The organism is Nocardioides mangrovi (assembly GCF_020073815.1).
In the GTDB taxonomy this organism is placed as follows: Bacteria; Actinomycetota; Actinomycetes; order Propionibacteriales; family Nocardioidaceae; genus Nocardioides; species Nocardioides mangrovi.
The window spans coordinates 328,504-352,851 of sequence record NZ_JAIQZJ010000003.1 but is presented as its reverse complement, the minus strand read 5'-3'; the positions used below and the strand labels follow the sequence as shown (position 1 = coordinate 352,851).

Annotated in this window: 25 protein-coding genes; 15 read left to right on the top strand and 10 right to left on the bottom strand. The window is 73.1% G+C overall.

All coding sequences use genetic code 11. The annotated features are described in order from the left end of the window. The first annotated feature begins 14 nt into the window (after positions 1–14). A complete protein-coding gene (locus K8U61_RS08320) occupies positions 15–1,451 on the top strand; it encodes a glycosyltransferase family 87 protein (RefSeq protein ID WP_224122535.1) in 1,437 nt (478 codons plus the stop codon). On the opposite strand, the gene K8U61_RS08315 is transcribed toward K8U61_RS08320, so the two are convergent. Both K8U61_RS08315 and K8U61_RS08310 read right to left on the bottom strand, forming a co-directional pair. Further along, complete coding sequence (locus K8U61_RS08315; protein WP_224122534.1) at positions 1,412–2,467, bottom strand: alanine racemase; 1,056 nt, start codon at positions 2,465–2,467, stop codon at positions 1,412–1,414. The genes K8U61_RS08320 and K8U61_RS08315 overlap by 40 nt on opposite strands. Next, entirely contained in the window at positions 2,467–3,588 is a 1,122-nt protein-coding gene (locus K8U61_RS08310; protein ID WP_224122533.1) for a lipid II:glycine glycyltransferase FemX, read from the bottom strand. Before K8U61_RS08310 ends, K8U61_RS08315 begins: the two co-directional genes overlap by 1 nt. Before the next feature lie 167 nt (positions 3,589–3,755). Here K8U61_RS08310 and K8U61_RS08305 point away from each other — a divergent pair, with 167 nt between their 5' ends. The 5 genes from K8U61_RS08305 (at position 3,756) to K8U61_RS08285 (ending at position 9,424) form a co-directional block, all read left to right on the top strand. Beyond that, the gene (locus tag K8U61_RS08305; protein ID WP_224122532.1) at positions 3,756–4,379 is read left to right on the top strand and encodes an RNA polymerase sigma factor; all 624 of its coding nucleotides are present in this window, start codon (positions 3,756–3,758) and stop codon (positions 4,377–4,379) included. After that, entirely contained in the window at positions 4,376–4,837 is a 462-nt protein-coding gene (locus K8U61_RS08300) for a hypothetical protein (RefSeq protein ID WP_224122531.1), read from the top strand. Before K8U61_RS08305 ends, K8U61_RS08300 begins: the two co-directional genes overlap by 4 nt. A 7-nt stretch (positions 4,838–4,844) precedes the next feature. Continuing rightward, the gene (locus K8U61_RS08295) at positions 4,845–6,533 is read left to right on the top strand and encodes a S8/S53 family peptidase (protein ID WP_224122530.1); all 1,689 of its coding nucleotides are present in this window, start codon (positions 4,845–4,847) and stop codon (positions 6,531–6,533) included. 4 nt (positions 6,534–6,537) lie between these two features. After that, a complete protein-coding gene (locus tag K8U61_RS25410; protein WP_224122529.1) occupies positions 6,538–8,994 on the top strand; it encodes a CHAT domain-containing protein in 2,457 nt (818 codons plus the stop codon). 76 nt (positions 8,995–9,070) lie between these two features. After that, positions 9,071–9,424, top strand: coding sequence for a hypothetical protein (locus tag K8U61_RS08285; protein WP_224122528.1), 354 nt, complete (start codon positions 9,071–9,073; stop codon positions 9,422–9,424). Between the two features lie 84 nt (positions 9,425–9,508). Here the strand turns inward: K8U61_RS08285 and K8U61_RS08280 are convergent, their stop codons facing one another. The 5 genes from K8U61_RS08280 to K8U61_RS08260 form a co-directional block, all read right to left on the bottom strand. Continuing rightward, a complete protein-coding gene (locus tag K8U61_RS08280) occupies positions 9,509–10,714 on the bottom strand; it encodes a bifunctional glycosyltransferase family 2/GtrA family protein (protein WP_224122527.1) in 1,206 nt (401 codons plus the stop codon). Next, on the bottom strand, positions 10,711–12,711 hold the full coding sequence (locus K8U61_RS08275; RefSeq protein ID WP_224122526.1) for an ArnT family glycosyltransferase: 2,001 nt from the start codon (positions 12,709–12,711) through the stop codon (positions 10,711–10,713). Before K8U61_RS08275 ends, K8U61_RS08280 begins: the two co-directional genes overlap by 4 nt. A gap of 72 nt (positions 12,712–12,783) precedes the next feature. Beyond that, entirely contained in the window at positions 12,784–13,242 is a 459-nt protein-coding gene (locus K8U61_RS08270; RefSeq protein ID WP_224122525.1) for a hypothetical protein, read from the bottom strand. Between the two features lie 28 nt (positions 13,243–13,270). Further along, complete coding sequence (locus K8U61_RS08265) at positions 13,271–14,071, bottom strand: deoxyribonuclease IV (protein ID WP_224122524.1); 801 nt, start codon at positions 14,069–14,071, stop codon at positions 13,271–13,273. A gap of 38 nt (positions 14,072–14,109) precedes the next feature. Then, positions 14,110–15,015, bottom strand: coding sequence for a serine/threonine-protein kinase (locus K8U61_RS08260; RefSeq protein ID WP_224122523.1), 906 nt, complete (start codon positions 15,013–15,015; stop codon positions 14,110–14,112). A gap of 178 nt (positions 15,016–15,193) precedes the next feature. On the opposite strand from K8U61_RS08260, the gene rpsF reads away from it, so the two are divergent. From rpsF to rplI, 4 genes are all read left to right on the top strand, one after another. After that, complete coding sequence (rpsF, locus tag K8U61_RS08255) at positions 15,194–15,484, top strand: 30S ribosomal protein S6 (protein WP_224122522.1); 291 nt, start codon at positions 15,194–15,196, stop codon at positions 15,482–15,484. A 110-nt stretch (positions 15,485–15,594) separates the two neighbouring features. Continuing rightward, positions 15,595–16,140 carry a single-stranded DNA-binding protein gene (locus K8U61_RS08250; protein ID WP_224122521.1) on the top strand — a complete coding sequence of 182 codons (546 nt, stop codon included), beginning with the start codon at positions 15,595–15,597 and terminating at the stop codon, positions 16,138–16,140. A 75-nt stretch (positions 16,141–16,215) separates the two neighbouring features. Beyond that, the gene (gene rpsR, locus K8U61_RS08245) at positions 16,216–16,452 is read left to right on the top strand and encodes a 30S ribosomal protein S18 (RefSeq protein ID WP_028637855.1); all 237 of its coding nucleotides are present in this window, start codon (positions 16,216–16,218) and stop codon (positions 16,450–16,452) included. Between the two features lie 14 nt (positions 16,453–16,466). After that, the gene (gene rplI, locus K8U61_RS08240) at positions 16,467–16,913 is read left to right on the top strand and encodes a 50S ribosomal protein L9 (protein ID WP_224122520.1); all 447 of its coding nucleotides are present in this window, start codon (positions 16,467–16,469) and stop codon (positions 16,911–16,913) included. 196 nt (positions 16,914–17,109) lie between these two features. On the opposite strand, the gene K8U61_RS08235 is transcribed toward rplI, so the two are convergent. Both K8U61_RS08235 and K8U61_RS08230 read right to left on the bottom strand, forming a co-directional pair. Continuing rightward, entirely contained in the window at positions 17,110–17,655 is a 546-nt protein-coding gene (locus K8U61_RS08235) for a hypothetical protein (protein WP_224122519.1), read from the bottom strand. A gap of 9 nt (positions 17,656–17,664) precedes the next feature. Continuing rightward, the gene (locus K8U61_RS08230) at positions 17,665–19,041 is read right to left on the bottom strand and encodes an MATE family efflux transporter (protein ID WP_224122518.1); all 1,377 of its coding nucleotides are present in this window, start codon (positions 19,039–19,041) and stop codon (positions 17,665–17,667) included. Positions 19,042–19,576: 535 nt separating this feature from the next. Between K8U61_RS08230 and dnaB the strand changes: the two genes are divergently transcribed. From dnaB to K8U61_RS08205, 5 genes are all read left to right on the top strand, one after another. Continuing rightward, complete coding sequence (gene dnaB / locus K8U61_RS08225; protein WP_224122627.1) at positions 19,577–20,950, top strand: replicative DNA helicase; 1,374 nt, start codon at positions 19,577–19,579, stop codon at positions 20,948–20,950. 18 nt (positions 20,951–20,968) lie between these two features. Further along, positions 20,969–21,358: a ClpX C4-type zinc finger protein gene (locus tag K8U61_RS08220; protein ID WP_224122517.1), complete on the top strand. Its 390-nt coding sequence runs from the start codon at positions 20,969–20,971 to the stop codon at positions 21,356–21,358. 185 nt (positions 21,359–21,543) lie between these two features. Continuing rightward, positions 21,544–22,761: an AGE family epimerase/isomerase gene (locus tag K8U61_RS08215; RefSeq protein ID WP_224122516.1), complete on the top strand. Its 1,218-nt coding sequence runs from the start codon at positions 21,544–21,546 to the stop codon at positions 22,759–22,761. Positions 22,762–22,827: 66 nt separating this feature from the next. Continuing rightward, the gene (locus K8U61_RS08210) at positions 22,828–23,127 is read left to right on the top strand and encodes a metal-sensitive transcriptional regulator (protein ID WP_224122515.1); all 300 of its coding nucleotides are present in this window, start codon (positions 22,828–22,830) and stop codon (positions 23,125–23,127) included. After that, a complete protein-coding gene (locus K8U61_RS08205) occupies positions 23,124–23,774 on the top strand; it encodes a GNAT family N-acetyltransferase (RefSeq protein WP_224122514.1) in 651 nt (216 codons plus the stop codon). Before K8U61_RS08210 ends, K8U61_RS08205 begins: the two co-directional genes overlap by 4 nt. Here the strand turns inward: K8U61_RS08205 and K8U61_RS08200 are convergent. Continuing rightward, the gene (locus tag K8U61_RS08200; protein WP_372454209.1) at positions 23,734–24,333 is read right to left on the bottom strand and encodes a GNAT family N-acetyltransferase; all 600 of its coding nucleotides are present in this window, start codon (positions 24,331–24,333) and stop codon (positions 23,734–23,736) included. The genes K8U61_RS08205 and K8U61_RS08200 overlap by 41 nt on opposite strands. Positions 24,334–24,348 lie beyond the last annotated feature (15 nt).

Sequence of the window (24,348 nt, the reverse complement as noted above, 5' to 3'; positions counted from 1 at the left end):
GCAGGATCTGTCGCATGGGGTCGGGTCGTCGTACGTGGGTCGACCCCACCCGTGACGACCCGGTCGTCGCCTCGCTGAGCGAGAGCGTCGGCGGTCCCGTCGGCACCCGCGCCGGCCGGCACCGGTGGTGGACGCCGGTGCGCGTCATCCTCGCGATGACCGCCGTCTGCTTCGCGCTCGGCATGCTCCAGAAGAGCAGCTGCTACGACGACACGTGGCAGAACGGCAACGCCCGCTACACCCACATGTGCTACTCCGACCTGCCCTACCTCTACACCGGGCGCGGGTTCGTCGAGGACCTGTGGCCCTACAGCGACGACGCCCAGGACCGCGAGCGCTACGAGGTGATGGAGTACCCCGTCGGCATCTCCTACTGGGCGTGGTGGATGGCGCGGGTGACGCACGTCCTCAACGGCTCGCCCGACCTGAGCAAGCGGTACGCCGCCTCGCCCGCCGAGCTGGGCGGGTGGGCGACGGTCCAGCGTGAGATGCGGATCTTCGTCATCGTCAACGCGCTCGGCTTCGCGGTGCTCGCGCTGATCTCGGCCTGGCTGCTCGCCGGCGTCGATCCGACCCGCCCGTGGGACGCCGCGGCGTTCGCGCTCTCACCGGCGCTGCTGCTCACGGGGCTCGTCAACTGGGACATGGTCGCGGTGGTCTTCGTGGCCGGTGCGCTGTGGGCGTGGGCGCGGGACCGCACGGTGCTGACGGGGGTGATGATCGGCCTCGGCACCGCGGCCAAGCTCTACCCCCTCTTCCTGCTCGGCGGGATCCTCGTCATCTGCGTGCGGCAGCGCCGCTACCGCGCGCTCGCGGTGACGGCTGCCTCGGCCGCGGGCTCGTGGCTGCTGGTCAACGCGCCGGCGTACCTCTCCGGCAGTGCGGAGTGGAAGGTCTTCTGGACCTTCAACTCCGAGCGCGGCGCCGACCTCGGGTCGCTCTGGCTGGTGGTGCAGCAGGCCATGGACCAGACCGGCGACCCCTTCTCCTTCAGCCCCCACACGATCAACGTGGTGACCTGGCTGCTCTTCGGCGTCTGGTGCGTGCTCGTCGCGCTGGTCGGACTGCGCGCACCGGCGACGCCGCGGCTCGCCCAGCTGGGCTTCCTGGTCGTCGCGGGCTTCCTGATCTTCAACAAGGTCTACTCGCCGCAGTACGTCCTCTGGCTGCTGCCGCTCGCCGTGCTGGCGCGGCCGCGCTGGCGCGACCTGATCATCTGGCAGGCCGGGGAGGTGCTCTACTTCGCCTCGGTCTGGTGGTACCTCGGCGGCTTCCTGGCGCCTGCGGCCGGCGGCGACGCCGGCTTCTACTGGGCCGCGACGCTGCTCCGCGTCGCCTGCGAGCTCTACCTGGTCGGGATGGTCGTGCGCGACCTGCTGCGGCCGGCGCACGACCCGGTGCGCCAGTCGCGTCAGCTGATCTCGACGCGGTCGAACGCCGTCGCGGTGTAGCGCACCCGGACGTCGATCTCGTCCCCGACCGCCGGCACCCGGGCGCCGTGCGGGAGGAAGAGCATCGAGGCCTGCATGTGCGGCGGCTCGGCGAAGAGCCGCTGCTTGCCGTCGATCGAGAAGGGCGACCGCACGAAGCCCGCGGCGTCCAGGCCGCCCCGGGCCAGGGTCGCCGCACGGCCGCGCAGGCTGGCGTCGCCGAGCGGCGCCTCGAGGCCGATGCCGTGCGCGGTGCCGCCGCTGACGACCAGGATGTGCCCGGCCTTCGGGGCCGTGCGGTGGCGGTAGCCGAACGCGTCGCCGCGCTCGACCTCGTGCACGTCGAGCACGGTCGCGGTGACCCGCAGTGCGCCGCGGTCGCCGAGCCACAGGTCGGTGCCGATCCGCGGACGGAAGCGGAAGTCGGGGTAGGACGCGCGCAGGGCCGTGAGCTCGGCGGCGCTGAGGTGGGAGACCCACACGGTGCGCAGGTCGGCCTCGGCGGCGACCACGTCGTTCATCAGCCGGTGCACCTCGGTCAGGTGGGCACCGTGGGCGAGCGGGAGGTGCAGCGCCACCCCCTGCGGCCGCGCCCCCGGATGGTCGGCGAGGGCGCGGGCCGCGGCCCACAGCTCGCGCGCGGCCATGCCGTGGCGCAGCATGCTGGTCGTGCGCTCGAGCACGAAGCGCGCGTCCGGCTGGCGGCCGAGCAGGTCGGCCACGTCGTCGGCCCGGCTGACGGTGTGCACGACCCGCTTCGCGACCTCCGGGTCGACCTCCAGCGCGGCCCCGAACGGACGCCAGGGCGTGAGCACGAGCAGGTCGCCGGAGTAGCGGGAGGCGACCTCGGGCAGCTCGGCGTAGGTGCCGACGGCCAGGGTGTCGAGGCCGAGCCACTCCGCGCGGCGCGCCAGCCGCCCGAGGCCGAAGCCGTAGCCGTTGCCCTTCGCGACCGGCACCAGGTCGGGCTCGGCGTCGACGACGGCGCGCAGGTGGGCGCGCCAGCGGTCGCCGTCGACGGTGAGGGTCAGGCTCATCAGCCCCGCCTCCTCATGTAGACGTCGAACGCCTTGTACAGCGGCCTGTTGAGCGGGAGGTCCCACTCGCCGACGTACTCGACCGCCTGGCCGCCGGTGCCGACCTTGAACTGGATCAGCCCGAGGTGCGGGTCGTCCGAGGCGAGGGTGTCGGTGATGCCGCGCAGGTCGTAGACGTCGGCGCCCGCGGCCATCGCGTCGCGGATCATCTGCCACTGGATCGCGTTGGACCCGCGGACCTCACGCTTCTCGGTCGAGGAGGCGCCGTAGGAGTACCACGCGTGCGCGCCGACCCGGATCGCGATGGTGGAGGCGACGAGGGTGCCCTCGTGGCGGGCGAAGTAGAGCCGGATCCGGTCGGGGTCCTCGGCGCCGAGCGCCTCGACCATGGTGCGGAAGTAGGGGAGCGGGCGCGGGGTGAAGTGATCGCGCTGCGCGGTGTGGACGTAGAGCTCGTGGAACGCCTCGAGGTCGTCGCCGGTGGTGACCTCGACGCCCTCCTTCACGGCCTTCTTGATGTTGCGGCGCCAGAGCTGGTTCATGCCGGCGAGCACCTCGTCCTCGGTGCGGCCGGCCAGGGGGATCTGGAAGACGTACTGCGGCTGGCCGGCGGCGAAGCCGCCCTCGACAGCCTGGGGACGCCAACCGAGCTCGAGCAGCTGCGCGGTGACGCGGGCGCCCTCGTGGGTGCGCTCGGTGGGCGGCAGGTCGCCGAGCCGGTGCACGTCGTCGGCGGCGATGCCCTCCTTGACCGTGGCGGCCGACCAGCGCCGGGTCACGACCGGCGGGCCCATCCGGACGCCGAAGGCACCCTTCTTCCTCAGGTGGGCGGCCATCGGGGCGAGCCAGCGGTCGAGGTCCTCGACCTCCCAGTCGAGGAGCGGTCCCTCGGGCAGGTAGGCGAGGTACCGCCTGACCCGGGGCAGCTGGCGGTAGAGCACCAGCCCGGCACCGACGAGCGCGCTCCCGGCGTACCAGCCGAGGGACTCGCGGCCCCACTCGGACTTCACCCGGCCCCACGCGGGGGTCTGCAGGAAGCTCGCGGACGAGCGGCCGCGGACGAACGCCAGGTGCTCGTCGGCGGAGATCTCGCGGACGGTGATCTCGGGGCTGGACGGCACCGTCCGAGGCTACCGAACCGGCGTTCGCGGACGCAGACCGCCCGAAAGTCCCCCGATCCAGGCGATTCCTCGGCAGGATCGCCTCACGGAGGATGTATCAGGAGCGCGGCCCCGGACTCCTGGGGGTCGTGATCCTCATCGAGAGACAACGGGGAGCGGGACGTCCCATGGCCAGGACCGGGTCCGGGCGCGGCGGTGCCGAGCGGCCGGGCGACGCTGCGCGCCCGAACGCCGTCTGGACCCAGGCGACGGACGGCTTCAACCGCTGGGTGGGCGGGGATCCCGCCGGGCTGGACGACCTCGTCGCCGTGATGACGCCGGTGCTCTGGCACGTCGTCCGGGCCTACCGCCTCTCCGAGACCGCCGCCGAGGACGTCGTGCAGACGACCTGGCTGGCGCTGGTGCGGCGGCGTACGGCGATCCTCGACCCGGTCGCCGTGGGTGGCTGGCTGACGACGACCGCCCGGCGTGAGGCCTGGCGGGTCGCGAACGCGACCACGTCGGCGATGCCGGTCGAGGACGAGGACCTCGCACCGCTCCTTCCGCGGCAGCGGTCGGCGGAGGAGAGTGCTGTCCAGCACGACGAGGGAGACCGGCTGTGGGCGGCGGTGGACCGGCTGCCCGAGCGGTGCCGCCGGCTGCTGCGGATCGTGGCCTTCGAGGACCGCCCCGACTACCGGGAGCTGGCGACCGATCTCGGGATGCCCGTGGGGAGCATCGGCCCGACCCGCGGCCGGTGCCTGGCCAAGCTGCGCGTGGCGCTGATGGAGACCGGAGGTGACCACCGATGAGCGAGCTGAGCCGCGACGCCCTCCTGGCGATCGTTCGAGACGTGTGGACCGAGCGGGACCCCGTGCCCGACCACCTGGTCGCCGCCATGCAGGCGGCCGCCGCGATGGCCGACTCCGACCTCGACGTCGAGCTGATGTCGCTCGTCGAGCGGTCGACCGAGCTGGCCGGTGCCCGCGGCTCCTCGGCGTACACGCTGCGGTTCGTGCACGGCGACACCGACCTCCTGCTGCGGATCGCGGTCGACAACGGTCGCTCGCGCGTCGACGGCTGGATCGTCCCGGCCGAGCCCATGACCATCCGGGCGCTGCCCGGTGACACCACCGGCAGCCATGCCGCGGTGGTGAGCGACTCGGGTCGCTTCGAGCTGACCGACCTGCCGGTCGGGCTGATGCGGCTGCGGCTGGAGCCGCACGACGTCGCCCGCCCGGCCTTCGCCACCCCCACCTTCGAGATCTGAGGCACTCGTGTCCGAGACCCCCGACCAGAAGCCCGACCGCCCCGCCCGACCGCCGCGCAAGCAGCTCGATCGCGACCCGCGCCCGCCGCGGGCCGCCAGCATCGCCGGCGTCCAGGGCCGCCTGCTCGACCCGGCGACCGCCCTCATGGTCGACGGCGTCGTCCCCCGCCCGACCGTCTACGTCGGCCCGCGCCTGCTCGTCTCGAAGACGGTCGACGTCGACGACGCCCTCCAGGTGCTTCGTGTCGTGGCCGAGCCGCTCGGCTGGGACGTGGTCCCGGAGGCGGAGGATCCGCGCACGGTGGACCTGAAGTTCGGCTACCAGCCGCTCCGCCTCGTCGTCGCCTCCAACCGGGCCACCATCGCCCCTGACGCGTGGACGCTGCTGCAGCAGACCCGGGCACAGTTCGGCGTCGACGCCGTCAAGGGCGTGAGCCTGGACCACCTCGTCGCTCCGGCGATCGACGCCGACCCGCTCCACGACTCGAACCCGTTGCACGACAGCAACCCGCTCCACGACTCGAACCCGTTGCACGACAGCAACCCGCTCCACGACTCGAACCCGCTCCACGACAGCAACCCGCTCCACGACTCGAACCCGCTCCACGACTCGAACCCGACCGCCGATGCCCGTGGGTCACGGGCCATCGCCAGCTACCTGGTGATCGGCTTCGGCGGACGGCAGCCCGTCGCGTACGTCGGACCCGCGCCTCGACGCGCGCCCGACGAGGACATCACCGGGCGCCGTCCCGTGGTCGCGATCCTCGACACCGGCTGCGGCCGGCACCCGTGGCTGGACGGCGTCGTCGACACCACGGTGACGCTCGACGGCGCTCCGATCGGCTACTCGGACGCGGACTCCGTCTCGCCCGAGATCGACGGTGACATCGACGGTCCGCTCGACGGCGCGATCGACCCGCTCGCCGGACACGGCACGTTCATCGCCGGTCTCGTCCGTCAGCGCTGCCCGGACGCCGACATCCTGGCCTGGCGGGTCGTTCCGTCCGACGGCCCGATCGTCGAGTCCGACCTGGTCGCCACGCTCGCGCAGATCGCCGAGATAGCGCGTCGTCATCGTGCGGGCGAGCCGGGAGGTCACCCGATCGACGTCCTCAACCTGTCGATGGGCTACTACCACGAGACCCCCGAGGACGAGCTCTTCGATCCGACGATGTACGCGATCCTCGAGGAGATGATGGCCAACGGCGTCGTCGTGGTGTGCTCGGCCGGGAACGACGCGACCAGCCGACCCTCCTTCCCCGCCGCGTTCGGACCGTGGGAGGACGGCGAGGGACCGATCCACCTCAACCCCGACATCGCCCCGCTCGTGTCCGTCGGTGCGCTGAACCCGAACCGCCGCAGCGAGGCGATGTTCAGCAACGCCGGTCCATGGGTCCGTACGCGCGCCTCCGGCGCCTCGGTGGTGAGCACCATGCCCGCCTTCCAGGGAGGCTTCGAGCCGCTCGCGCGGACGCAGGCATTCGGACGGCTCCGTGAGGCGATCGACCCGGATGACTTCCGCGGCGGTTTCGCCGTCTGGAGCGGCACGTCGTTCAGCGCTCCGGTCGTCGCCGGGACTGTCGCGGCCGCCCTCCTGGGGCACCTCGAGCCGGCCGACTCACCGGTCGACGCAGCGGCCGCGGTGAGTGTCGCGTGGAATGCGGTCACGTCTTGCACGGGTATGGCGCGATCATGAGGACGTGACTTCGGCCCAGGACCTGCACGCCCGGGGCGTTCGCGCGATGAACCGCGGACGGCACCGGGAGGCGCGGCGGCTCCTCGAACGCGCGCGGGCGGATCTCGACTCCGGCCGCTCTGTCGACGCGGACCTCGCCGCCCGGGTGGGCGCCAGCCTCGCCTACGTGCTGTCCGAGACCGGGGCGCACGACGAGGCCATGGAGCTGTGCCGGCGGTCCCTGGGCATGCCCGACCTGATGCCCGCGACCCGGGGCGTGCTCCACTCGCAGCTCGGTCTCCTGCAGATGCTCCGCGGGGAGACCGCCTCGGCGATGGAGCACCTCGACGCGGCGCTCCCGCTGCTCGACGAGCCCGCCCGCCTCGCCCGGGTCCACCTCAGCCGGGGCAACGTGAGGCTGCAGCGCAAGCACCTGCCCGAGGCCGCCGGGGAGTTCGAGCGGTCCTTCGAGGCCTACCGGGACGCTGGCGACGAATACGGCGCGGCGAAGGCCCGCCACAACCTGGGCTACACCCAGTTCCTCGCCGGAGACCTCGTGGCCGCCTTGCGCGATCTGGCCGCGGCCTACCCGATGTTCGCGGACGAGAGCCCGGTGATGCGGGCGATGGTCGAGCAGGACCGCGCCGAGGTGCTGATGGCGGCGGGCCTGGTCGCCGAGGGCAGCGCAGCGCTCGCCGCGGCCGTGGCGGCGTACGGACCGCGCGGCCTGCACCAACGCCGCGGCGAGGGGGAGCTGGCCCTCGCACGCAGCCTGGTCGACCGCGACGCCGAGGCCGCTCGGGCCGCCGCCCGGCAGGCGGTGCTCCGGTTCCGTCGGACGGGCGCGGAGGCATGGCGCGTCCGGGCCGAGGCGACGATGCTGTCGGCGGACGTGGCCACCGGCCGAGTCGACCAGACGGCCATCGACCGCGGCCGCGATCTGGCGGAGGAGCTCGAGCAGCAGGGCCTCCGCTGGGAGGCGACGCAGGCGCGGCTCGACGTCGCGCGGGTGCTGGTGCGCCTGGACCGGGCCGACCAGGCGCGGGTGGCGCTGCGGACCCTGCGGCTCGGCCGGCGCGCCCCACTGGCGCAGCGACTCCTCGACCGCGACGTCCGGGCGGAGCTGGCCGCCGCCGACGGACGTCGGGCGAACGCGCTCCAGCACCTGCGGGCCGGGCTCGCCGACCTGCACGAGTGGCAGAGCTCCTTCGGGTCGCTGGACCTGCAGACCGGGGTGGCCGGGGCGGGGACGCGGCTCGGCGTCCGCGGCCTGGCCCTGGCCGTCGGGTCGCGGAAGCCGGCGGTGCTCTTCGAGTGGTCCGAGCGGGCGCGGATGCTGGCCAGCCGGGTCCAGCCGGTGCGGGCGCCCGCGGACGAGCAGATCGTCGCCGATCTCGCGGAGCTGCGGGAGATGGCCACCGAGTCCCGACGCGACGCGGCCCGCGAGGCCGAGCTGCGGCAGCGGGTGCGCGAGCGCGCCTGGCAGCACCGCGGCTCCGGTGAGGTCGCCGACCCGGTCACCCTCGACGAGGTCGTGGCCGCGCTCGACGACGGGACCGCCCTGGCGGCGTACGTCGTCACCGCGACCGCCGCGGTCGCCCTGATCGTCACGTCGGCCGGTGCGACGTGGGTCGACCTCGGCCACCGCGACGAGCTCGACACCCTGCTCGGTGGCCTGCTGCCCGACCTGGACATGGCCGCCAGCGACCTGCCCGACGCGATGGGCGCGTTCGTGCGCGCCGAGCTCGCCGGCCGGCTCGGGGTGCTGGCCGACCTGCTCGTCGCGCCGGTCCTCGACGCGGTCGGGTCGCGGCGCGTGGTGCTCACGCCGTCCGGCGTGCTGGCCGGTGTCCCGTGGACGCTGCTGCCCGGGTACGTCGGCCGCCCGGTGACCGTCGCCCAGTCCGCGACGGCCTGGCTGGGGCGCCGGACGACGCCCCTGCGGGTCGGCTCGGCCGGGTTCGTCGCCGGGCCGCGGGTCGCGCGCGCCGAGGACGAGGTGACGGCGGCCGCGAAGGAGTGGACGGGGGCGCGGGTGCTCACCGGGGCCGACGCCAACGCCGCCGCGGTCACCGAGCTCGCCGAGTCGGTGGACGTGCTGCACGTCGCGGCGCACGGACGGCACAGCGCGGAGAACGCGATGTTCGCCGGTCTCCAGCTCGCGGATGGCCCGTGGTTCGGCTACGACGTGGACCGGCTCCGCCGCGTCCCGGACGTCGTGCTGCTCTCCGCATGCGAGGTCGGCCGCTCGACCGTGCGCTGGGGCGAGGAGCTGATCGGCATGACCACGGCCTGGCTCCACGCCGGCGCTCGCTGCGTCATCGCGTCACCGGCGGCGGTCAACGACCGGGCGGCGTACGACGTGCTCGTCGCCGTCCACCAGCGGCTCGCCGCGGGGCTCGATCCGGCCGCCGCGCTGGCCGAGGCGGTGCCGGCGGTCTCCGCCGACAGCGCGCCGGTGCCCCTCGTCTGTTTTGGTTAGCCGGGACACGTATCTGGGCCGCGTCATGCCGCTCCTCACCCACGTCAGGGAGATCGAGAGATCCGAGGAGCCCCGCATGTCGCTGATGACCCAGCAGCCGAGCCAGCAGCCGAGCCAGGCGTCGAGCCAGGCGAGCAGCATCCGCTCGATGCCGCTGCACATCGTCCACGACCCCCAGCCCGGCTTCGAGCTGGCGGTGCCGGCGGGGGCGCGCCTGGCGCTGAAGTTCCGTCGCCGGGGGCTCGGGCTCAGCCGCTGGCACCTGCTCGACCGGCCGGGTCACCTCGTGCCGCTCGAGCAGGACGACCACGGTTTCCTCTTCCTGGTGTTCCCGGGCGGGGACGACGACCGCCCACTGCGGCTGGTACGCCGCCGGGTCGACCGCGCCGAGCGAGGCGAGGTCCGCACCCTCACGATCCGGGTCTGCTGAGCGCCATCTGAGCTCGGGGAGATCTCGGGGGGTGAGGGTCGCGCACCGGGGACGCGACCCTCACCCGCACGTCCACCCACCCGTTCACCGACGGGCGAAGACCCACGCCCGCATGGCCGCGAAGCGCATCACGGTCACCGCCAGGTTCGCGATCGTCAGCACGACGACCTCGACCGCGTGCGAGGTGGAGCCGGTCGCGTGCAGCAGCCACAGCGATCCGCTGGTGACCGCCAGCCCGATCCCGAAGACCAGCAGCCCGCGCAGCTGGTGCTGCACCGCCCGCTCCGACCCGCGGACGCCGAAGGTCAGCCGCCGGTTGACGGCGGTGTTGGCGACCGTGGTCAGCAGCAGCGCGACGAGGTTCGCCCCGAAGGCCGACAGCGTGCCGCGCAGCAGCAGGAAGAGCACGGCGTAGGCGATCGTCGAGGCGACCCCCACCAGGCCGAACATCACCACCTGCATCCCGAGCCGACCGCCGCCGGCGTCCGCCGACGCGCGGCCCAGCCGCTCGGCGACGTCGCCGACCGGCAGCCGGCCGGAGACCAGGCCGCGGCCGACGCGGACCACGCCGCGCACATCGTCGTACGCCGTGCGCAGGATGTCGACACGGCTGTCCGGGTCGTCCACCCAGTCGACCGGCACCTCGTGGATCCGCAGCCCGGCCCGCTCGGCGAGCACCAGCAGCTCGGTGTCGAAGAACCACGCGTTGTCCTCGACCAGCGGCAGCACCACCTGCGCGACGTCCGCGCGGATCGCCTTGAAGCCGCACTGCGCGTCGGAGAACCGGGCCCGCAGCGCGCCCCGCAGCAGCAGGTTGTAGCCGCGCGAGATGAGCTCGCGCTTGGGCCCGCGCTCGACGCGGGACCCGCGCTGCAGCCGGCTGCCGATCGCCAGGTCGGAGTGACCGCTGATCAGCGGCGCCACCAGTGGCAGCAGGGCGTTGAGGTCGGTCGAGAGGTCGACGTCCATGTAGACGAGCACCGCGGCATCGGACTCCGACCACACCCGCTTCAGCGCCCGACCGCGGCCCTTCTCGGCCAGGTGCACGACGCGGACGTCGTCATGGGTGTGCGCGAGGCGCCGCGCGATCACGGCGGTGCCGTCGGTGCTGGCGTTGTCCGCGATCGTGACCCGCGAGGACCACGGCAGCGTCGCGAGGTGCTCCCGCACGCGCAGCACCGAGGCGGCCAGGTCGCGCTCCTCGTTGTAGACGGGGATCACCACGTCGAGAGTCGTCACCGCCACGCCGGTCCGCGGCGCCGGCCGCTCCCACGGCTCGGCCGCGCTCACTGGTCCGCCCCGCCGCTGAGGTCGTAGACGGTGACCCCGTCGATGGTCGTGGCGGTGAAGTTGTCCGCCACCCAGGCGGCGATGTCGCTGCTCGCCGAGCTGCCGCCCTGCGACTGGCCGAAGCCGGACCCGCCGATGAAGTAGTGGATCTCGCCGTTCGCGACGTACTGCTCGAACTCCTCGAGCGTGGGACTCGGGTCGCTGCCGTTGAAGCCGCCGATCGCCATCACGGGCTCCTCGGTGGCCAGCTGGTAGCCGGCGGCCGAGTTGGAGCCGACGGCCGCCGCGACCCAGGTGTAGTCGCCGGCGTCGGCCTGCAGCGCCTCGACGAGCTCGGCGCCCGGCGAGCTGCTGTCGAGCAGGCCGCTCATGCCGCCGCCGGTGGGAGCGCCGCCGGTCTGGGTGCCGCCGGTGGTCGAGCCACCCTGGGTCATCCCGCCGCCACCGCCGGGCATCCCGCCGCCCCCGCCGCCTGGGCCGCCGCCGAAGCCGCCCGACGAGCTCGGGCCGGCGGTCGGGATCGAGCCGGTGTGGGCGGTGCCGGCCGTCTCGACGGCGTACGACGCGGAGCCGGCGAGCGAGACCGCGACGGCGACCGCCGCGACGACCGCGGCGATCCGGCGCGGCATCCAGCCGAGGCCGGCGACCGCGATCGCGGCGAGCAGCCCGAGGACGAGGACGGTCCAGCGCAGCCACGGGACGAAGTCGGGGGTCTCGGTGAGGAGCACGAACGAGGTGACGGTCGCGGTCAGCACCGCGGCGGTCGCGAGGCAGGCGCCGACCGGGGTGCCGCGGTGCTGCCACAGCTGCCAGGCGCCGATGCCGACGAGCGCGGCCACGGCCGGGGCGAGGGCGACGGTGTAGTAGGCGTGGAAGATCCCGGCCATGAAGCTGAAGGTCAGCCCGGTGACCAGCAGCCAGCCGCCCCACAGGATCAGCGCGGCCCGGACCCGGTCGGTGCGCGGCGCCCGACCGGCGAGCCAGAAGCCGGCGACCAGCATCAGCAGCGCGGTCGGCAGCAGCCAGGCGATCTGGCCGCCGACCTCGGAGCTGAAGAGCCGGGTGATGCCGGTCTCGCCCCACATGCCGCTGCCGGTGCCGCCGCCACCGCCGCCGACGGAGCCGGTCTCGTTGCCGTTGAGCCGGCCGAAGCCGTTGTAGCCGAGGGTGAGCTCGAGGATCGAGTTGTCCTGGGAGCCACCGATGTAGGGGCGGCTCGAGGCCGGCCACAGCTCGACGATCGCGATCCACCAACCGGCGGCGGCGATCATCGAGCCGAAGGCGACCAGCAGGTGGCCGAGCCGCTTGAGGACGCCGGTGTTGGCGGCGACCAGGTAGACCAGCGCGAAGGCCGGCAGCACCAGGAAGACCTGGAGCATCTTGGTGAGGAAGCCCAGCCCGACCAGCACGCCGGCCAGCGCCATCCAGCGGACCGGGTGCCTGACCGCCCCAAGGTCCAGCGGGGCCTCGATCGCCCGGAGCACGGCGTACGCAGCGCCGACCATGAGCAGCACCAGCATCGCGTCGGGGTTGTCGAAGCGGAACATCAGCACCGCCACGGGGGTGACCGCGAGCGCGGCGCCGGCGATGAGGCCGGCGGCCGAGGAGCGCGTCGTACGGCGGACCGTGCTGACCAGCAGCCACACCGCGAGGACGCCCTCGATCGCCTGCGGCACGAGGATCGACCAGGAGGAGAGCCCGAAGATCCGCACCGACAGCGCCATCGGCCACAGCGACAGCGGGGTCTTGTCGACCGTGATGCTGTTGGCGGCGTCGGAGGAGCCGAAGAAGAAGGCCTTCCACGACTCCGAGCCGGCCTGCGCGGCGGCGGCGTAGAAGCTGTTGCCCCAGCCGGACTCGCTCAGTCCCCACAGGTAGAGGACCGCGGTCGCGAGGAGCAGCCCGCCGAGGGCGAAGGGGTACCAGTCACGCCGTGGTCGGCGTACGTCGTCGCCCGCGTTCGGGGCCTGGACGGGAGGCAGCAGCGTGGCGGTCATGCCTCCACGGTGGAGTCGCGTCTTGGCCGCGCCCCGTGCTGCGTCTGTGACTCCCCTGTGAGGGGAGGCGGATCAGACCCAGATGCGGCGCTCGGCCGGCTCCGTGCGGGGCTGGTCGCTGAAGGTGACCACGCCGTCGTCGGCACGGTCGTAGCTGACCAGGACGGCGAGGGTGCGCCCGCCCTCGTCGCGGTGCTCGACCTCGACCCGGACCAGGTGGGTGATGAGCTCGCCCGCGGAGTCGCGAGCCTGCAGGTCGGAGACCACGGCGGCGGCGACGAGGAGGTCCCTGCGGTCGGCGAGGGCCTGCACCAGCGAGCTGTGCACGTCGGCGGCGGCGACCTCGACCGACCCCTCCTCGGCGGTCATCTCGGCCCGCTCGATCTGGCCGCCCAGGGTGCGCGCGAGACCGAAGGGGGCGAACGTCGGCGCGTCGGCCAGGTGCCCGCCGGCGACGCGGATCGCCTCCTGGAGGAGGGAGTTCATCTCGTCCTGGATGGTCGGCATGGGCGTTCCGGTGGTCGTGGCCATCACCCCACCCTACGGACCGGTCGCCCGGTCAGAGCCGGGAGGAGAGCCAGCCGGCGTCGGCGACGTGCTCCGCGGACCCGCCCGGCGTCTCCAGGATCACCGGCGCACCGGCGTCGCGGACCACCGCGGCGAGCAGGTCGGGGTCGACCTTGCCGGCGCCGAGGTTGGCGTGCCGGTCGGCGCCGGAGTCGAAGTCGTCGCGGCTGTCGTTGCAGTGCACGAGGTCGATGCGCCCGGTGATCCTCCGGACGTCCTCGACGACGGTCTCGAGCGGGTTGCCGCCGGCGTGGGCGTGGCAGGTGTCGAGGCAGAAGCCGACCCGGTCGAACTGCTCGGTCGTCGAGATCGCGTCCCACACCCGGGCGATCCGGTCGAGGTAGCGGGTCATCGCGTTGTCGCCGCCGGCGGTGTTCTCGATGAGCAGCGGCAGCTTGAGGTCGACCGCCTCGATCGCCTTGCGCCAGTTGTCGAAGCCCTTCTCGGGGTCGTCGTCCTTGTTGACGTGCCCGCCGTGCACGATCAGCCCGCGCGCCCCGATCGACGCGGCCGCGTCGACGTGCTGCTGGAGCAGCTTGCGGCTGGGGATCCGGATCCGGTTGTTGGTGGTGGCGACGTTGACGATGTACGGCGCGTGCACGTAGAGCCCGATGCCGGCCGCCTCGGCGTCGGCCTTGAGGCCCTCGGCGCCCCCGGCGTACGCGAACTCGGGACCCCGGTAGCCCTGCGGGTCACCCAGGAAGAACTGGACGTGCGGCATCGAGCGCGCCTGCGCCTCGGCGACCGGGTCGCTCTGCTCGACGTGGGCCCCGACGGCGATGCTCGTGCTCATGGGCCCACCGTAGGCGCAGCCGCGGACGGTCGTGGTCCCTAGGTCAGCATCAGCCCGATCGCGACCAGGCAGCCGACGATCACCACCAGGGAGGCGGCGCTGACGACCACCGGCCAGCGCGGGCCGGTCGGGCGCGGCGGGTCGCCGACCCGGTCGGGCACGGTCGGCCACGGGAGGTCCGGCGGCACCTCGATCCGGCGCAGCCGCTCCAGCGCGATCGCCGCGGACGGCGGTCGCAGGTCGGGGTCGGGCTCGGTCAGCGCCTCGGCCCACGGCCGCAGCGGACCCTCCGGCACCAGCGGTCGCACGCCGGGCCGCGGCGGGCGCCCCGTGAGCAGCTGCGAGGCGACGACGCCGACGGCGTACAGGTCGTGGCGCGGCTCCGGCGGGGCGCCGGCGAGCACCTCCGGCGCGAGGTAGCCGTCGGTGCCGACGACGCCGCGGTCCCGGGTGAGCCGGATGTCGTCGACCGCGACGGCGACCCCGAAGTCCCCGAGCCGCAGGTACGGCGACCCCGGCTCCAGCAGCAGGTTGGCCGGCTTCACGTCGCGGTGCACGACGCCCGCGGCGTGCACGGCCGTCAGCGCCTGGAGCAGCTGGTCGAGGAGCACCGCGGCGTACGACGCGGGCAGCGCGCCCGTCTCGAGGAGCAGGTCGGCCACCGAGCCGCCGCGCACGAGGTCCATCGCGAGCACGACCTGGTGGTCCTCGGCGGCCCAGCCGGTGGGGGCGACGACGTGCGGGTGCCGGATCCGCACCGACTGCTCGCGCACGAAGCGCAGCAGCATCGAGGCGTCGTGCCCGCCGAGCACCTTGACCGCGACGACGCCGTCCTGGCCCGGGGCGGCGCGGACGTCCCGGGCGCGCCACACGGCGCCCATCCCGCCGGTCCCGACCCGGTCGAGGAGGACGTAGCGGCCGGCCACCGCCGTACCCTCGGTCATGGCGCCCTCCTACCCGCTCGGCGGCGAATTCATCGCGGGCGTCCACCGCTGCTAGCCTGGGGCGTTCCCTGTGCCGTCCCACCGACGGGTCCGGCCACAGGACACCGCAACACCAACGCAAGCCCTCCTGCCACGGAGAGTCCGTGGCCGCTCTAGTCCAGAGGAGGTGGAGACCGCTGTGCGTGCCTATGAAGTGATGGTCATCCTCGACCCGAGTCTCGAGGAGCGGACGGTTCAGCCGTCGCTCGACAAGTACCTCAACGTCGTCCGCAACGACGGCGGCAGCGTCGAGTCCGTCGACGTGTGGGGTCGGCGTCGACTCGCCTACGAGATCAAGAAGAACGCCGAGGGCATCTACGCCGTCATCAACCTGAACGCCGAGCCGGCCACGGTCAAGGAGCTCGACCGCCAGCTCACGCTCAACGAGTCGATCCTCCGCACGAAGGTCATGCGCCCCGACGCTCACTGAGCGCCGGACCCTTCTTGTGGACGACCACTTCCCAGCGTCGGTGCCACCGGCAACGATGTGCTGACGTGGTCGGACGACTCTGATCAGAACCAACCCCCAAGGGAGCTTCCATGGCAGGCGAGACCGTCATCACGGTGGTCGGCAACCTCGTCGACGACCCGGAGCTGCGCTTCACCCCGTCGGGTGCGGCCGTGGCCAACTTCCGGATCGCGTCGACGCCGCGCACCTTCGACCGGCAGACCAACGAGTGGAAGGACGGCGACGCGCTGTTCCTCTCCTGCTCGGTGTGGCGGCAGGCCGCGGAGAACGTCGCCGAGTCCCTGCAGCGCGGCATGCGCGTGATCGTGCAGGGCCGCCTGAAGCAGCGCTCGTACGAGACCCGTGAGGGCGAGAAGCGCACCGTCGTGGAGCTCGAGGTCGACGAGGTCGGCCCCGCGCTCGCGTTCGCCACGGCCAAGGTCACCCGCGCCTCGCGCGGTGGTGGCGGCGGTGGCTACTCCGGCGGTGGCGGCGGCCAGTCGCGCCCCCAGGGTGGCGGCGGCGCTCCTGCCAACGACCCCTGGGCGACCCCTGCTCCGCAGGGTGGCGGCCAGGGCGGCGGGGGCAACGACCCCTGGGGTGCCCCGGGCGCCGGCTCCGACGAGCCTCCGTTCTGATCCAGCATCACCCTTCCAACCGAACACCCTCAACCATTCCGGCTCGCGCCGGGCTTCTAGAAAGGAAGCACCACAATGGCCAAGGCAGTGATTCGCAAGCCGAAGAAGAAGGTTTGCCAGTTCTGCAAGGAGAAGGCGACCGGTGTCGACTACAAGGACACCGCCCTGCTCCGCAAGTTCATCTCCGACCGCGGCAAGATCCGCGCGCGTCGCGTGACCGGCAACTGCGTCCAGCACCAGCGCGACGTGGCCACCGCGGTCAAGAACGCCCGTGAGGTCGCCCTGCTGCCCTACACCTCCACCGGTCGCTGAAGGGAGCTGACGACATGAAGCTCATCCTGACCCAGGAAGTCACCGGTCTCGGTGCCCCCGGCGACGTCGTCGAGGTGAAGGACGGCTACGGCCGCAACTACCTCGTGCCGCGCGGCCTCGCGCTGCGGTGGACCCGTGGTGGCGAGAAGCAGGTCGAGCAGATCAAGTCTGCTCGCTCCTCGCGCGCCGTCCGCGACCTCGGCCACGCCCAGGAGATCAAGACCAAGCTCGAGTCCAACCCGGTCAGCGTCAAGGTGCGCTCCGGTGCCGGCGGCCGCCTCTTCGGCGCCGTCACGGTCTCCGAGATCGCCGACGCGCTCGCCGAGACGTCGGGCGAGAAGGTCGACAAGCGCACGATCGTGGTCACCAACCCGATCAAGTCGCTCGGTGCCCACGAGGTGTCGGTCAAGCTGCACGACGAGGTGTCCGCCACGGTGGCCCTCAACGTCATCCCGGCCTGACGCCCGACGAGCACCCGGTCCGAGCGCGCAGCGGCAAAGCGGCCGCCGGCCGAACCTCGACAGGGGCCGTCCCTCCAGCAGGAGGGGCGGCCCCTGTCGCATGTCAGGACCGCCCGGCCGGTCGCGTGGGAGTTTCATCGGCCGGCCGACAGACCTCGCGCTGGGACGATGAAGCTTCGTCGTCCGGGCGGGAGTTTCATCGGCCGGCCGATGAAACTCCTCCGGCCGCGTCGACGTCGGGCTGCGCCCACGGGCGGGCGGCGTAGCGGAAGAGCAGCACGATGACGAGCACGAGGACCGCGGCGCTGCCGACCACCATCACGCCGAGGAGCGACGACTCGCCGGCGCCGAGGACGACGACGGGGAGCAGGGCGGCGACGACGGTCAGCACCGACGCGGTCCGCAGCCAGCGGTACGCCGACCCGTCGGTCAGGCCGGACAGCGCCCGGCAGAGCAGCGCGACGAAGGCGAGCTGCGGGAGGTTGGCGGCCCACAGCAGCGACTCGTCGGTGTTCTCGAGCCCGTCGGCCAGACCGGGGAACCACAGCACGACGCTCATCACCAGCGCGACGAAGCCGAGCGTGCTCAGGGTGGGGCGGTGCGAGAGCGCGGCCGGCAGCCGGCCGAAGCCCTGGAGCACGAGCAGCCACCCGACCGGGTCGGCCAGCAGGTCGTAGCCGCCGACCCGCGCCGACAGCGCGATGATCACGAACCCCATCGCGATCGACTGCAGCGGCTTCACCCGGTCACCCTAGGGCTCGGCGAGGGAGGGCCCGGTGACCAGCCAGGCGTCGCCGCGCTCGCGGTGCACGAGCACCGCGAGTCGCGCCCCCATGAAGACCACGCTGAACGCCAGCCAGATCACCACCAGGTCCGCGTGTGCCACCGCGCACGCGACGGCGACCGGCGCGTAGACGACCACCGTGAGCACGCCGGCCCGAGCGAGGTAGCGCCCGTCGCCGGCGCCGATGAGCACGCCGTCGAGGACGAACACGACGCCCGCGACCGGTTGGCCCAGGGCCACCACGAGCAGCACGGGCAGCAGCAGGTCCTGCACGTCGGCGTCGCCGGTGAAGAGGTGGCCGACCACGGGGCTCGCGAGCGCGATCAGGACGCCGGTCACCACGCCGCCGACCGCACCCCAGCGGATCATCCGCGCGGTGAGCCGCCGGGTGCCGGTGACGTCGCCCGCACCGAGCGCGCGCCCGGTGATCGCCTGCGCGGCGATCGCGATGGCGTCGAGCACGAACGCCAGGAAGCCCCACAGCGTCATCGCGAGCTGGTGGGTCGCGAGGTCGACCTCCTGGTCGCGCGCGCCGACCGCCGCCGCGGTCACGACGTACGTCGTGAGCAGGATGGCGCCGCGCAGGGTGAGGGTGCGGACGACGAGGGGGACGCCGGCGCGCCCGGCCGCGCGGATGCCGTCGAGGTCGGGTCGCAGCGTGGCTCCTTCGCGCCGGGCCGCCCGGACCACCACGACCACGAACGCGGTCGCGCTGGCCGCCTGGGCGAGCACCGACCCCAGGGCGGACCCGGCCAGGCCGAGGCCGGCCGGGTAGACGAGGACGAGGTTGAGCACGACGTTGAGCGCGTTGCCGCCGATCGCGACGACGAGCGGCGTGCGGGTGTCCTGGAGTCCGCGCAGCACCCCGGTCGCGGCGAGCATCAGCAGGAGCGGCACCACGCCGAGGAAGGCGACCCGCAGGTACGTCGTGGCCGGGCCCGTCACTTGGTCGGAGGCGCCGAACGCGTGCGCGAGCGGTCCGGCGAGCAGCACGCCGAGCACGGTCACGCCGGCTCCGATGCCGACCGCCAGCCAGAGCCCGTCGATGCCCTGGGTGAGCGCGCCGCGGAGGTCGCCGGCGCCCAGTCGCCGGGCGACGCTCCCGGTGGTGCCGTAGGCGAGGAAGACGCACAGTCCGACGACGGTCTGGAGGACCGCGCCGGCGATGCCGAGGGCGGCCAGGGGGGCGGTGCCGAGGTGGCCGACGATGGCCGCGTCGGCGAGCAGGAAGAGGGGCTCGGCGACCAGGGCCAGGAACGCCGGGACGGCGAGCCGGAGGATCTCCCGGTCCGTCTCGCGGTCGGGCGCACGCTCGCTGCCGCGTCGGGTGGTGCCGCGGGTCATGGGGTCCTAGTCATCGTCAGGGTCATCGGGCGATGGTGTCTCTTACCCGACTAGTCACAGGGGCTGTGGACAAACGGTGCATAACTCGGTGCCGGGACACTTGTCGACAAACCACCACGTGACGCCGAGTTGACCGGCCCGTGAACGGATCCGCGGGGCCTGTTTTTTCGATCCACAACGTGTGCAGCCGCATTCTCGCAGGTCAGACCGCATGTATGTCGACCCTACGCGTCCGTTTCCACAGGTCATCCCCAGGGCGCTCCACACCGCTTCCGGGGTACTCCACGGGTCTGCACCGGTTATCCCCAGTGCCGTGTGGACAGGGCGCTTCCACCGGGGGCGACCCGAGGCATAGCGTCTGCCCGGTCGGTCGGGCTGCTCGGTCGGGGTGGGGTGCCCGTCGGGCCCGTCGGAGCCTGTCGGCGGCGCCCTCTACCGTGCGTGCAGAGGGTCGATTCCGGGGACGATCGAGGGAGCTGTGGTGAGCGTCGAGCACGAGGCACGGGTGTTCTCCGAGCCCCCTCCCGACGAGGCGATGGGCGGTTGGGGCGACGGTCCCGCTCCCTACGCCCCGGGCGAGCGGCCGAGCACGCCTGGCGACCGCACCCCGCCGCAGGACATGGCCGCCGAGCAGTCGGTGCTCGGGGCGATGCTGATCTCCAAGGACGCCATCGCCGACGTCACCGAGGCGATCCGGGGCACGGACTTCTACCGCCCCGCGCACGAGACCATCTACGACGTCGTCCTCGACCTCTACGGTCGCGGCGAGCCGGTCGACATGGTCACCGTCGCCGCCGAGCTGCAGCGCCGTGGCGAGCTCCAGCGGATCGGCGGCGCGCCCTACCTCCACACGCTCTCGGCCAACGTCCCGATCGCGGCCAACGCCGGCTACTACGCCGAGATCGTCCGCGAGAAGTCGATCCTGCGGAAGCTGGTCGGCGCCGGCACCCGGATCGTGCAGATCGGCTACGCCGGCGAGGGCCAGGTCGACGACATCGTCGACGAGGCGCAGGCCGAGGTCTACAAGATCACCGACAAGCGCTCGTCGGAGGACTACGCGCCGCTGAGCGACATCATGGACGGCGTCCTCGACGAGATCGAGGCGATCTCCAACCGCGAGGCCGGGCTCTACGGCGTCCCGACCGGCTTCGCCGACATGGACGACCTGACCAACGGCCTGCACGCCGGCCAGATGATCATCGTCGCGGCCCGTCCTGCCATGGGCAAGTCGACGCTGGCCCTCGACTTCTGCCGCGCGGCCTCGATCGCCAACAACCTCACCAGCGCCTTCTTCAGCCTCGAGATGACGCGCTCGGAGATCACCATGCGCCTGCTCTCGGCCGAGGCGAAGGTGCCGCTCAACCACATCCGCAACGGCAACATGAACGACGACGACTGGGCCAAGCTGGCCCGCAAGATGGGCGAGGTCTCCTCGGCGCCGATGTTCATCGACGACTCGCCCAACATGACGATGATGGAGATCCGGGCCAAGGCCCGGCGCCTGAAGCAGAAGCACGACCTCAAGCTGATGGTCATCGACTACCTCCAGCTGATGACCTCCGGCAAGAAGGTCGAGTCCCGCCAGCTCGAGGTCTCGGAGTTCTCCCGGCAGATCAAGCTGCTGGCCAAGGAGCTCAGCATCCCGATCATCGCGCTCTCCCAGCTCAACCGTGGCCCCGAGCAGCGCGGCGACAAGCGACCGATGATGAGCGACCTGCGTGAGTCCGGCTCGATCGAGCAGGATGCCGACATGGTCGTCCTGCTCCACCGCGACGACGTCTACGAGAAGGAGTCGACCCGCCCCGGCGAGGCCGACCTCATCGTCGCCAAGCACCGCAACGGCCCCACCCGCGACATCACCGTCGCCTTCCAGGGCCACTACTCCCGCTTCGTCGACATGGCCCACTGAGCCGGAGGAGGAGGACGCGTGGACACCGACGTCGAGCGCAAGCACTGCTCGTTCTGCGGGGTGCGCGGCAAGCGCGGGATGCTCTTCGCCGGCGGCCACGGCGCGATGATCTGCGAGAGCTGCGTGGCCCACTACGCCGACGTGTTCTCGTCCTCGGCGAAGACCGCGAAGGCCTCCGTGCCGCCGTGGGAGTCGATGTCGGACGCGGAGATCCTCAGCAACCTCCCGCTGATCGCCCGAACGGCCGAGCAGGTCGACGACTTCCTGGTGGAGTGGGTCGAGCTCGCCCGGTCGCGCCAGCTGTCCTGGGCCGCGATCGGCACCGCCATGGGGGTCTCGCGACAGGCCGCCTGGGAGCGCTTCGCCCGCCGGGTCGAGCAGCTCCGCGAGCGCAGCACGACCGCCTGATCAAGGCCCGTAGCTGCAGAACACGCTGAGCGGGGCGCTGGCCAGCGCGGGTGACGAGACCCCCGTGTGCCCGTCACTCGTCGCCGGCCGACCACCCCGCCCAGCGCGAGTCGCTGCGCCGAGCCACCCCTAGTGTCAAGGTTGGCCTGACGAACGGCAAGGAGGGCGCGCCGTAAGGTGCGCAGGTGAGCACGTCGACGCACCGCGCCTGGCTGGAGGCCGAGCTCTTCCGGCTGCTGGAGTTCGGACGGGACGTCGCGCACCCGCGGGGTGGCGCCGCGGTGCTGGGGGACCGGGGCGAGCCGCTGCTCGAGCAGCCGGTGCACCTGTGGATCACGGCGCGGATGGTGCACGTCTACGCGATCGGATCGTTGCTCGGCGTGCCGGGCTGCCGGCCGCTCGCCGAGGACGTCGCGCGCGGGCTGCGGACGACGCTCGCCGACGACGAGCACGGCGGCTGGTTCTCCGCGGTCGGTGCCGACGGCCGGCCGGTCGGCGAGGCCAAGAGCTGCTACGACCACGCGTTCGCGCTGCTGGCGGGGTCGACGGCCGCCGTCGCCGGGCTGGACGGCGCGGACGCGCTGCTCGAGCGGGCGCAGGCGGTCTTCCTCGAGCGGTTCTGGGACGACGCGGCCGGGATGTGCGTCGACACCATCGACCGGGACTGGACGACGGTCGACCCCTACCGCGGCATCAACGGCAACATGCACGCCGTCGAGGCGATGATGGCCGCGACGGACGCGACCGGCGACGTCGCGTGGGCGCGCCGCGCGGGCCGGGTCGCGGGCCGGGTGGCCACGGTCGCCGCGGCGCACGACTGGCGGATCCCCGAGCACTACGACGCCGGGTGGACCCCGCTGCCCGAGCACAACCGTGACCGGCCCGCCGACCCCTTCAAGCCGTACGGCGCGACCGTCGGCCACGGGCTGGAGTGGGCCCGGCTGCTGCTCCAGGTCGAGGCCACCCTCGGCCACGAGGCGCCGCCCGGCCTGGCCGACGCGGCCACCCGGCTCTTCGACCGCGCGGTCACCGACGGGTGGGCGCCGGACGGGGCGCCCGGCTTCGTCTACACCACCGACTGGTCCGGGACCCCGGTCGTCCGTCAGCGGATGCACTGGGTCGCGGCCGAGGCCGGCGCCGCGGCCGCCGCCCTCGCGCGGCGCACCGGGGACCCGGCGTACGAGGCGTGGTACGCGCGCTCCTGGGACTACATCGAGGGGCACCTGATCGATCGCGACGGCGGGTCGTGGTGGCACGAGCTCGACCCGGAGAACCGGCCCGCGGCCGGCACCTGGTCGGGCAAGCCGGACCTCTACCACGCCGTCCAGGCGACGCTCCTGCCCCGGCTGCCGCTCGCGCCGAGCATCGCCGCTGCGGTGGCGAGCGGTCTGCTCGAGGGCTGATCCGAGGGTCGGGGAGTACCCTCGACGGCGATACCCCAATGGGGTATCCGGCGAGAGGAGCACGGCATGAGCGACGAGCAGGCCCACCCGGGCTACCTGACCCGCAAGGACGACTACCTCAAGCGCCTGCGCCGGATCGAGGGCCAGGTGAAGGGCATCTCCCGGATGGTCGACGACGAGGCCTACTGCATCGACATCCTCACCCAGGTCTCGGCCGCCACCAAGGCGCTCCAGGCGGTCGCGCTCGGGCTGCTCGACGAGCACCTCAACCACTGCGTCGTCGACGCCGCGCGCGCCGGAGGGCCCGAGGGCGAGGCGAAGCTCCAGGAGGCGTCCGAGGCGATCGCCCGCCTGGTCCGTTCGTGACCGTCGAGGTCCGTCCCTACGACCCACGCGACCGCGCCGGCCTGGTCGCGGCGTTCGGTGCGGCCGGCGCCGGAGCCCCCGGCGGTGAGGCCTGGGGGCACGAGCCGTCGGTGGCCGACGTCTACCTGACGCCCTACCTCGACCTCGAGCCCGCCTCGGTCTTCGTGGTCACCGTCGACGACCTCCCGGCCGGCTACCTCGCCGGCTGCGTCGACGACGCGGCCTTCCCCAGCGAGGAGGAGCGCTTCGAGGTCGCCGCCCGCCGGCACCGGATCCGGCTCCGCCCGCGGCCGGCGCTCTACCTGGCCCGGGCGGCGTACGACGCGCGCGTCTGCCGTGGCCGCGGCGAGCCCGTCGCCGAGGAGCTCGACGACCCGCGCTGGCCCAGCCACCTGCACATCGACATCGCCGCGGAGGCGCGCGGCACGGGTGCCGGGGCTCGGCTGATGGAGCTGTGGTTCGACCGGCTCCGCTCCGTCGGGTCGCCCGGCTGCTACCTGCAGACCTCGGCGGAGAACGCCCGCGCGATCGGCTTCTTCGAGCACGTCGGCTTCCGCAAGCACGGGCCGACGCCGGTGGTCCCGGGGTCGCGCTACCAGGGCCGGATCATGCACCAGCAGACGATGGTCCGGGAGACCACTCGCTGACCAGCAGCGCATAGGTGAAGCCGTCGAGCCAGCCCTTCGTGCGGTGCAGCGAGTCGGCCCGCGCGTGCTCCTCGCGGCGCATGCCGAGCCGCTCCATCAGCCGCCACGACGGCTCGTTGTCGGCGAAGCAGAGCGCCTTGACCCGGCGTACGCCGAGGTCCTCGAAGCTGATCCGCAGCAGCTCGCGCGCCGCCTCGGTGGCCAGGCCGCGGCCCTCGTGGGCGGGGTCGAGCACCCAGCCGATCTCGGCCACGGTGTTCCTCGCCTGCTCGGCGACGTCGCTCTGGGCCCAGGCGTCGGTGACGCGCAGGTAGAGGTCGCCGACGACCGCGCCGTCGAGCTCGATGACGAGCGTCGTGGTGAGCCGGTCGGGATCGGCCATCATCTCGGCGAACCGCGCCTCGTCGCTGAAGTCGTGGCCGAGCCACTCGTGGACCGAGGGGATCCGGCGGATCCGCCAGAGGGCCGCGACGTCGTCGAGGGTCGCGGGGCGGAGGGTCAGACGGTCGGTGCGCACCGGCCAGGCCACGGCGCTGAGGTCCTGCGTCACGCGGTCCATCCTGCCACTGGACAG

Coding starts and splice junctions, on each gene's coding strand:
- dnaB (WP_224122627.1), top strand. CDS start 19,577: ATGGGCGGTTGGGGCGACGGTCCCGCTCCCTACGCCCCGGGCGAGCGG.
- K8U61_RS08210 (WP_224122515.1), top strand. CDS start 22,828: ATGAGCGACGAGCAGGCCCACCCGGGCTACCTGACCCGCAAGGACGAC.
- K8U61_RS08285 (WP_224122528.1), top strand. CDS start 9,071: ATGTCGCTGATGACCCAGCAGCCGAGCCAGCAGCCGAGCCAGGCGTCG.
- rpsR (WP_028637855.1), top strand. CDS start 16,216: ATGGCCAAGGCAGTGATTCGCAAGCCGAAGAAGAAGGTTTGCCAGTTC.
- K8U61_RS08270 (WP_224122525.1), bottom strand. CDS start 13,242: ATGGCCACGACCACCGGAACGCCCATGCCGACCATCCAGGACGAGATG.
- K8U61_RS08200 (WP_372454209.1), bottom strand. CDS start 24,333: ATGGACCGCGTGACGCAGGACCTCAGCGCCGTGGCCTGGCCGGTGCGC.
- K8U61_RS08320 (WP_224122535.1), top strand. CDS start 15: ATGGGGTCGGGTCGTCGTACGTGGGTCGACCCCACCCGTGACGACCCG.
- K8U61_RS08250 (WP_224122521.1), top strand. CDS start 15,595: ATGGCAGGCGAGACCGTCATCACGGTGGTCGGCAACCTCGTCGACGAC.
- K8U61_RS08260 (WP_224122523.1), bottom strand. CDS start 15,015: ATGACCGAGGGTACGGCGGTGGCCGGCCGCTACGTCCTCCTCGACCGG.
- K8U61_RS08275 (WP_224122526.1), bottom strand. CDS start 12,711: ATGACCGCCACGCTGCTGCCTCCCGTCCAGGCCCCGAACGCGGGCGAC.
- K8U61_RS08230 (WP_224122518.1), bottom strand. CDS start 19,041: ATGACCCGCGGCACCACCCGACGCGGCAGCGAGCGTGCGCCCGACCGC.
- rplI (WP_224122520.1), top strand. CDS start 16,467: ATGAAGCTCATCCTGACCCAGGAAGTCACCGGTCTCGGTGCCCCCGGC.
- K8U61_RS08300 (WP_224122531.1), top strand. CDS start 4,376: ATGAGCGAGCTGAGCCGCGACGCCCTCCTGGCGATCGTTCGAGACGTG.
- K8U61_RS08265 (WP_224122524.1), bottom strand. CDS start 14,071: ATGAGCACGAGCATCGCCGTCGGGGCCCACGTCGAGCAGAGCGACCCG.
- K8U61_RS08305 (WP_224122532.1), top strand. CDS start 3,756: ATGGCCAGGACCGGGTCCGGGCGCGGCGGTGCCGAGCGGCCGGGCGAC.
- K8U61_RS08315 (WP_224122534.1), bottom strand. CDS start 2,467: ATGAGCCTGACCCTCACCGTCGACGGCGACCGCTGGCGCGCCCACCTG.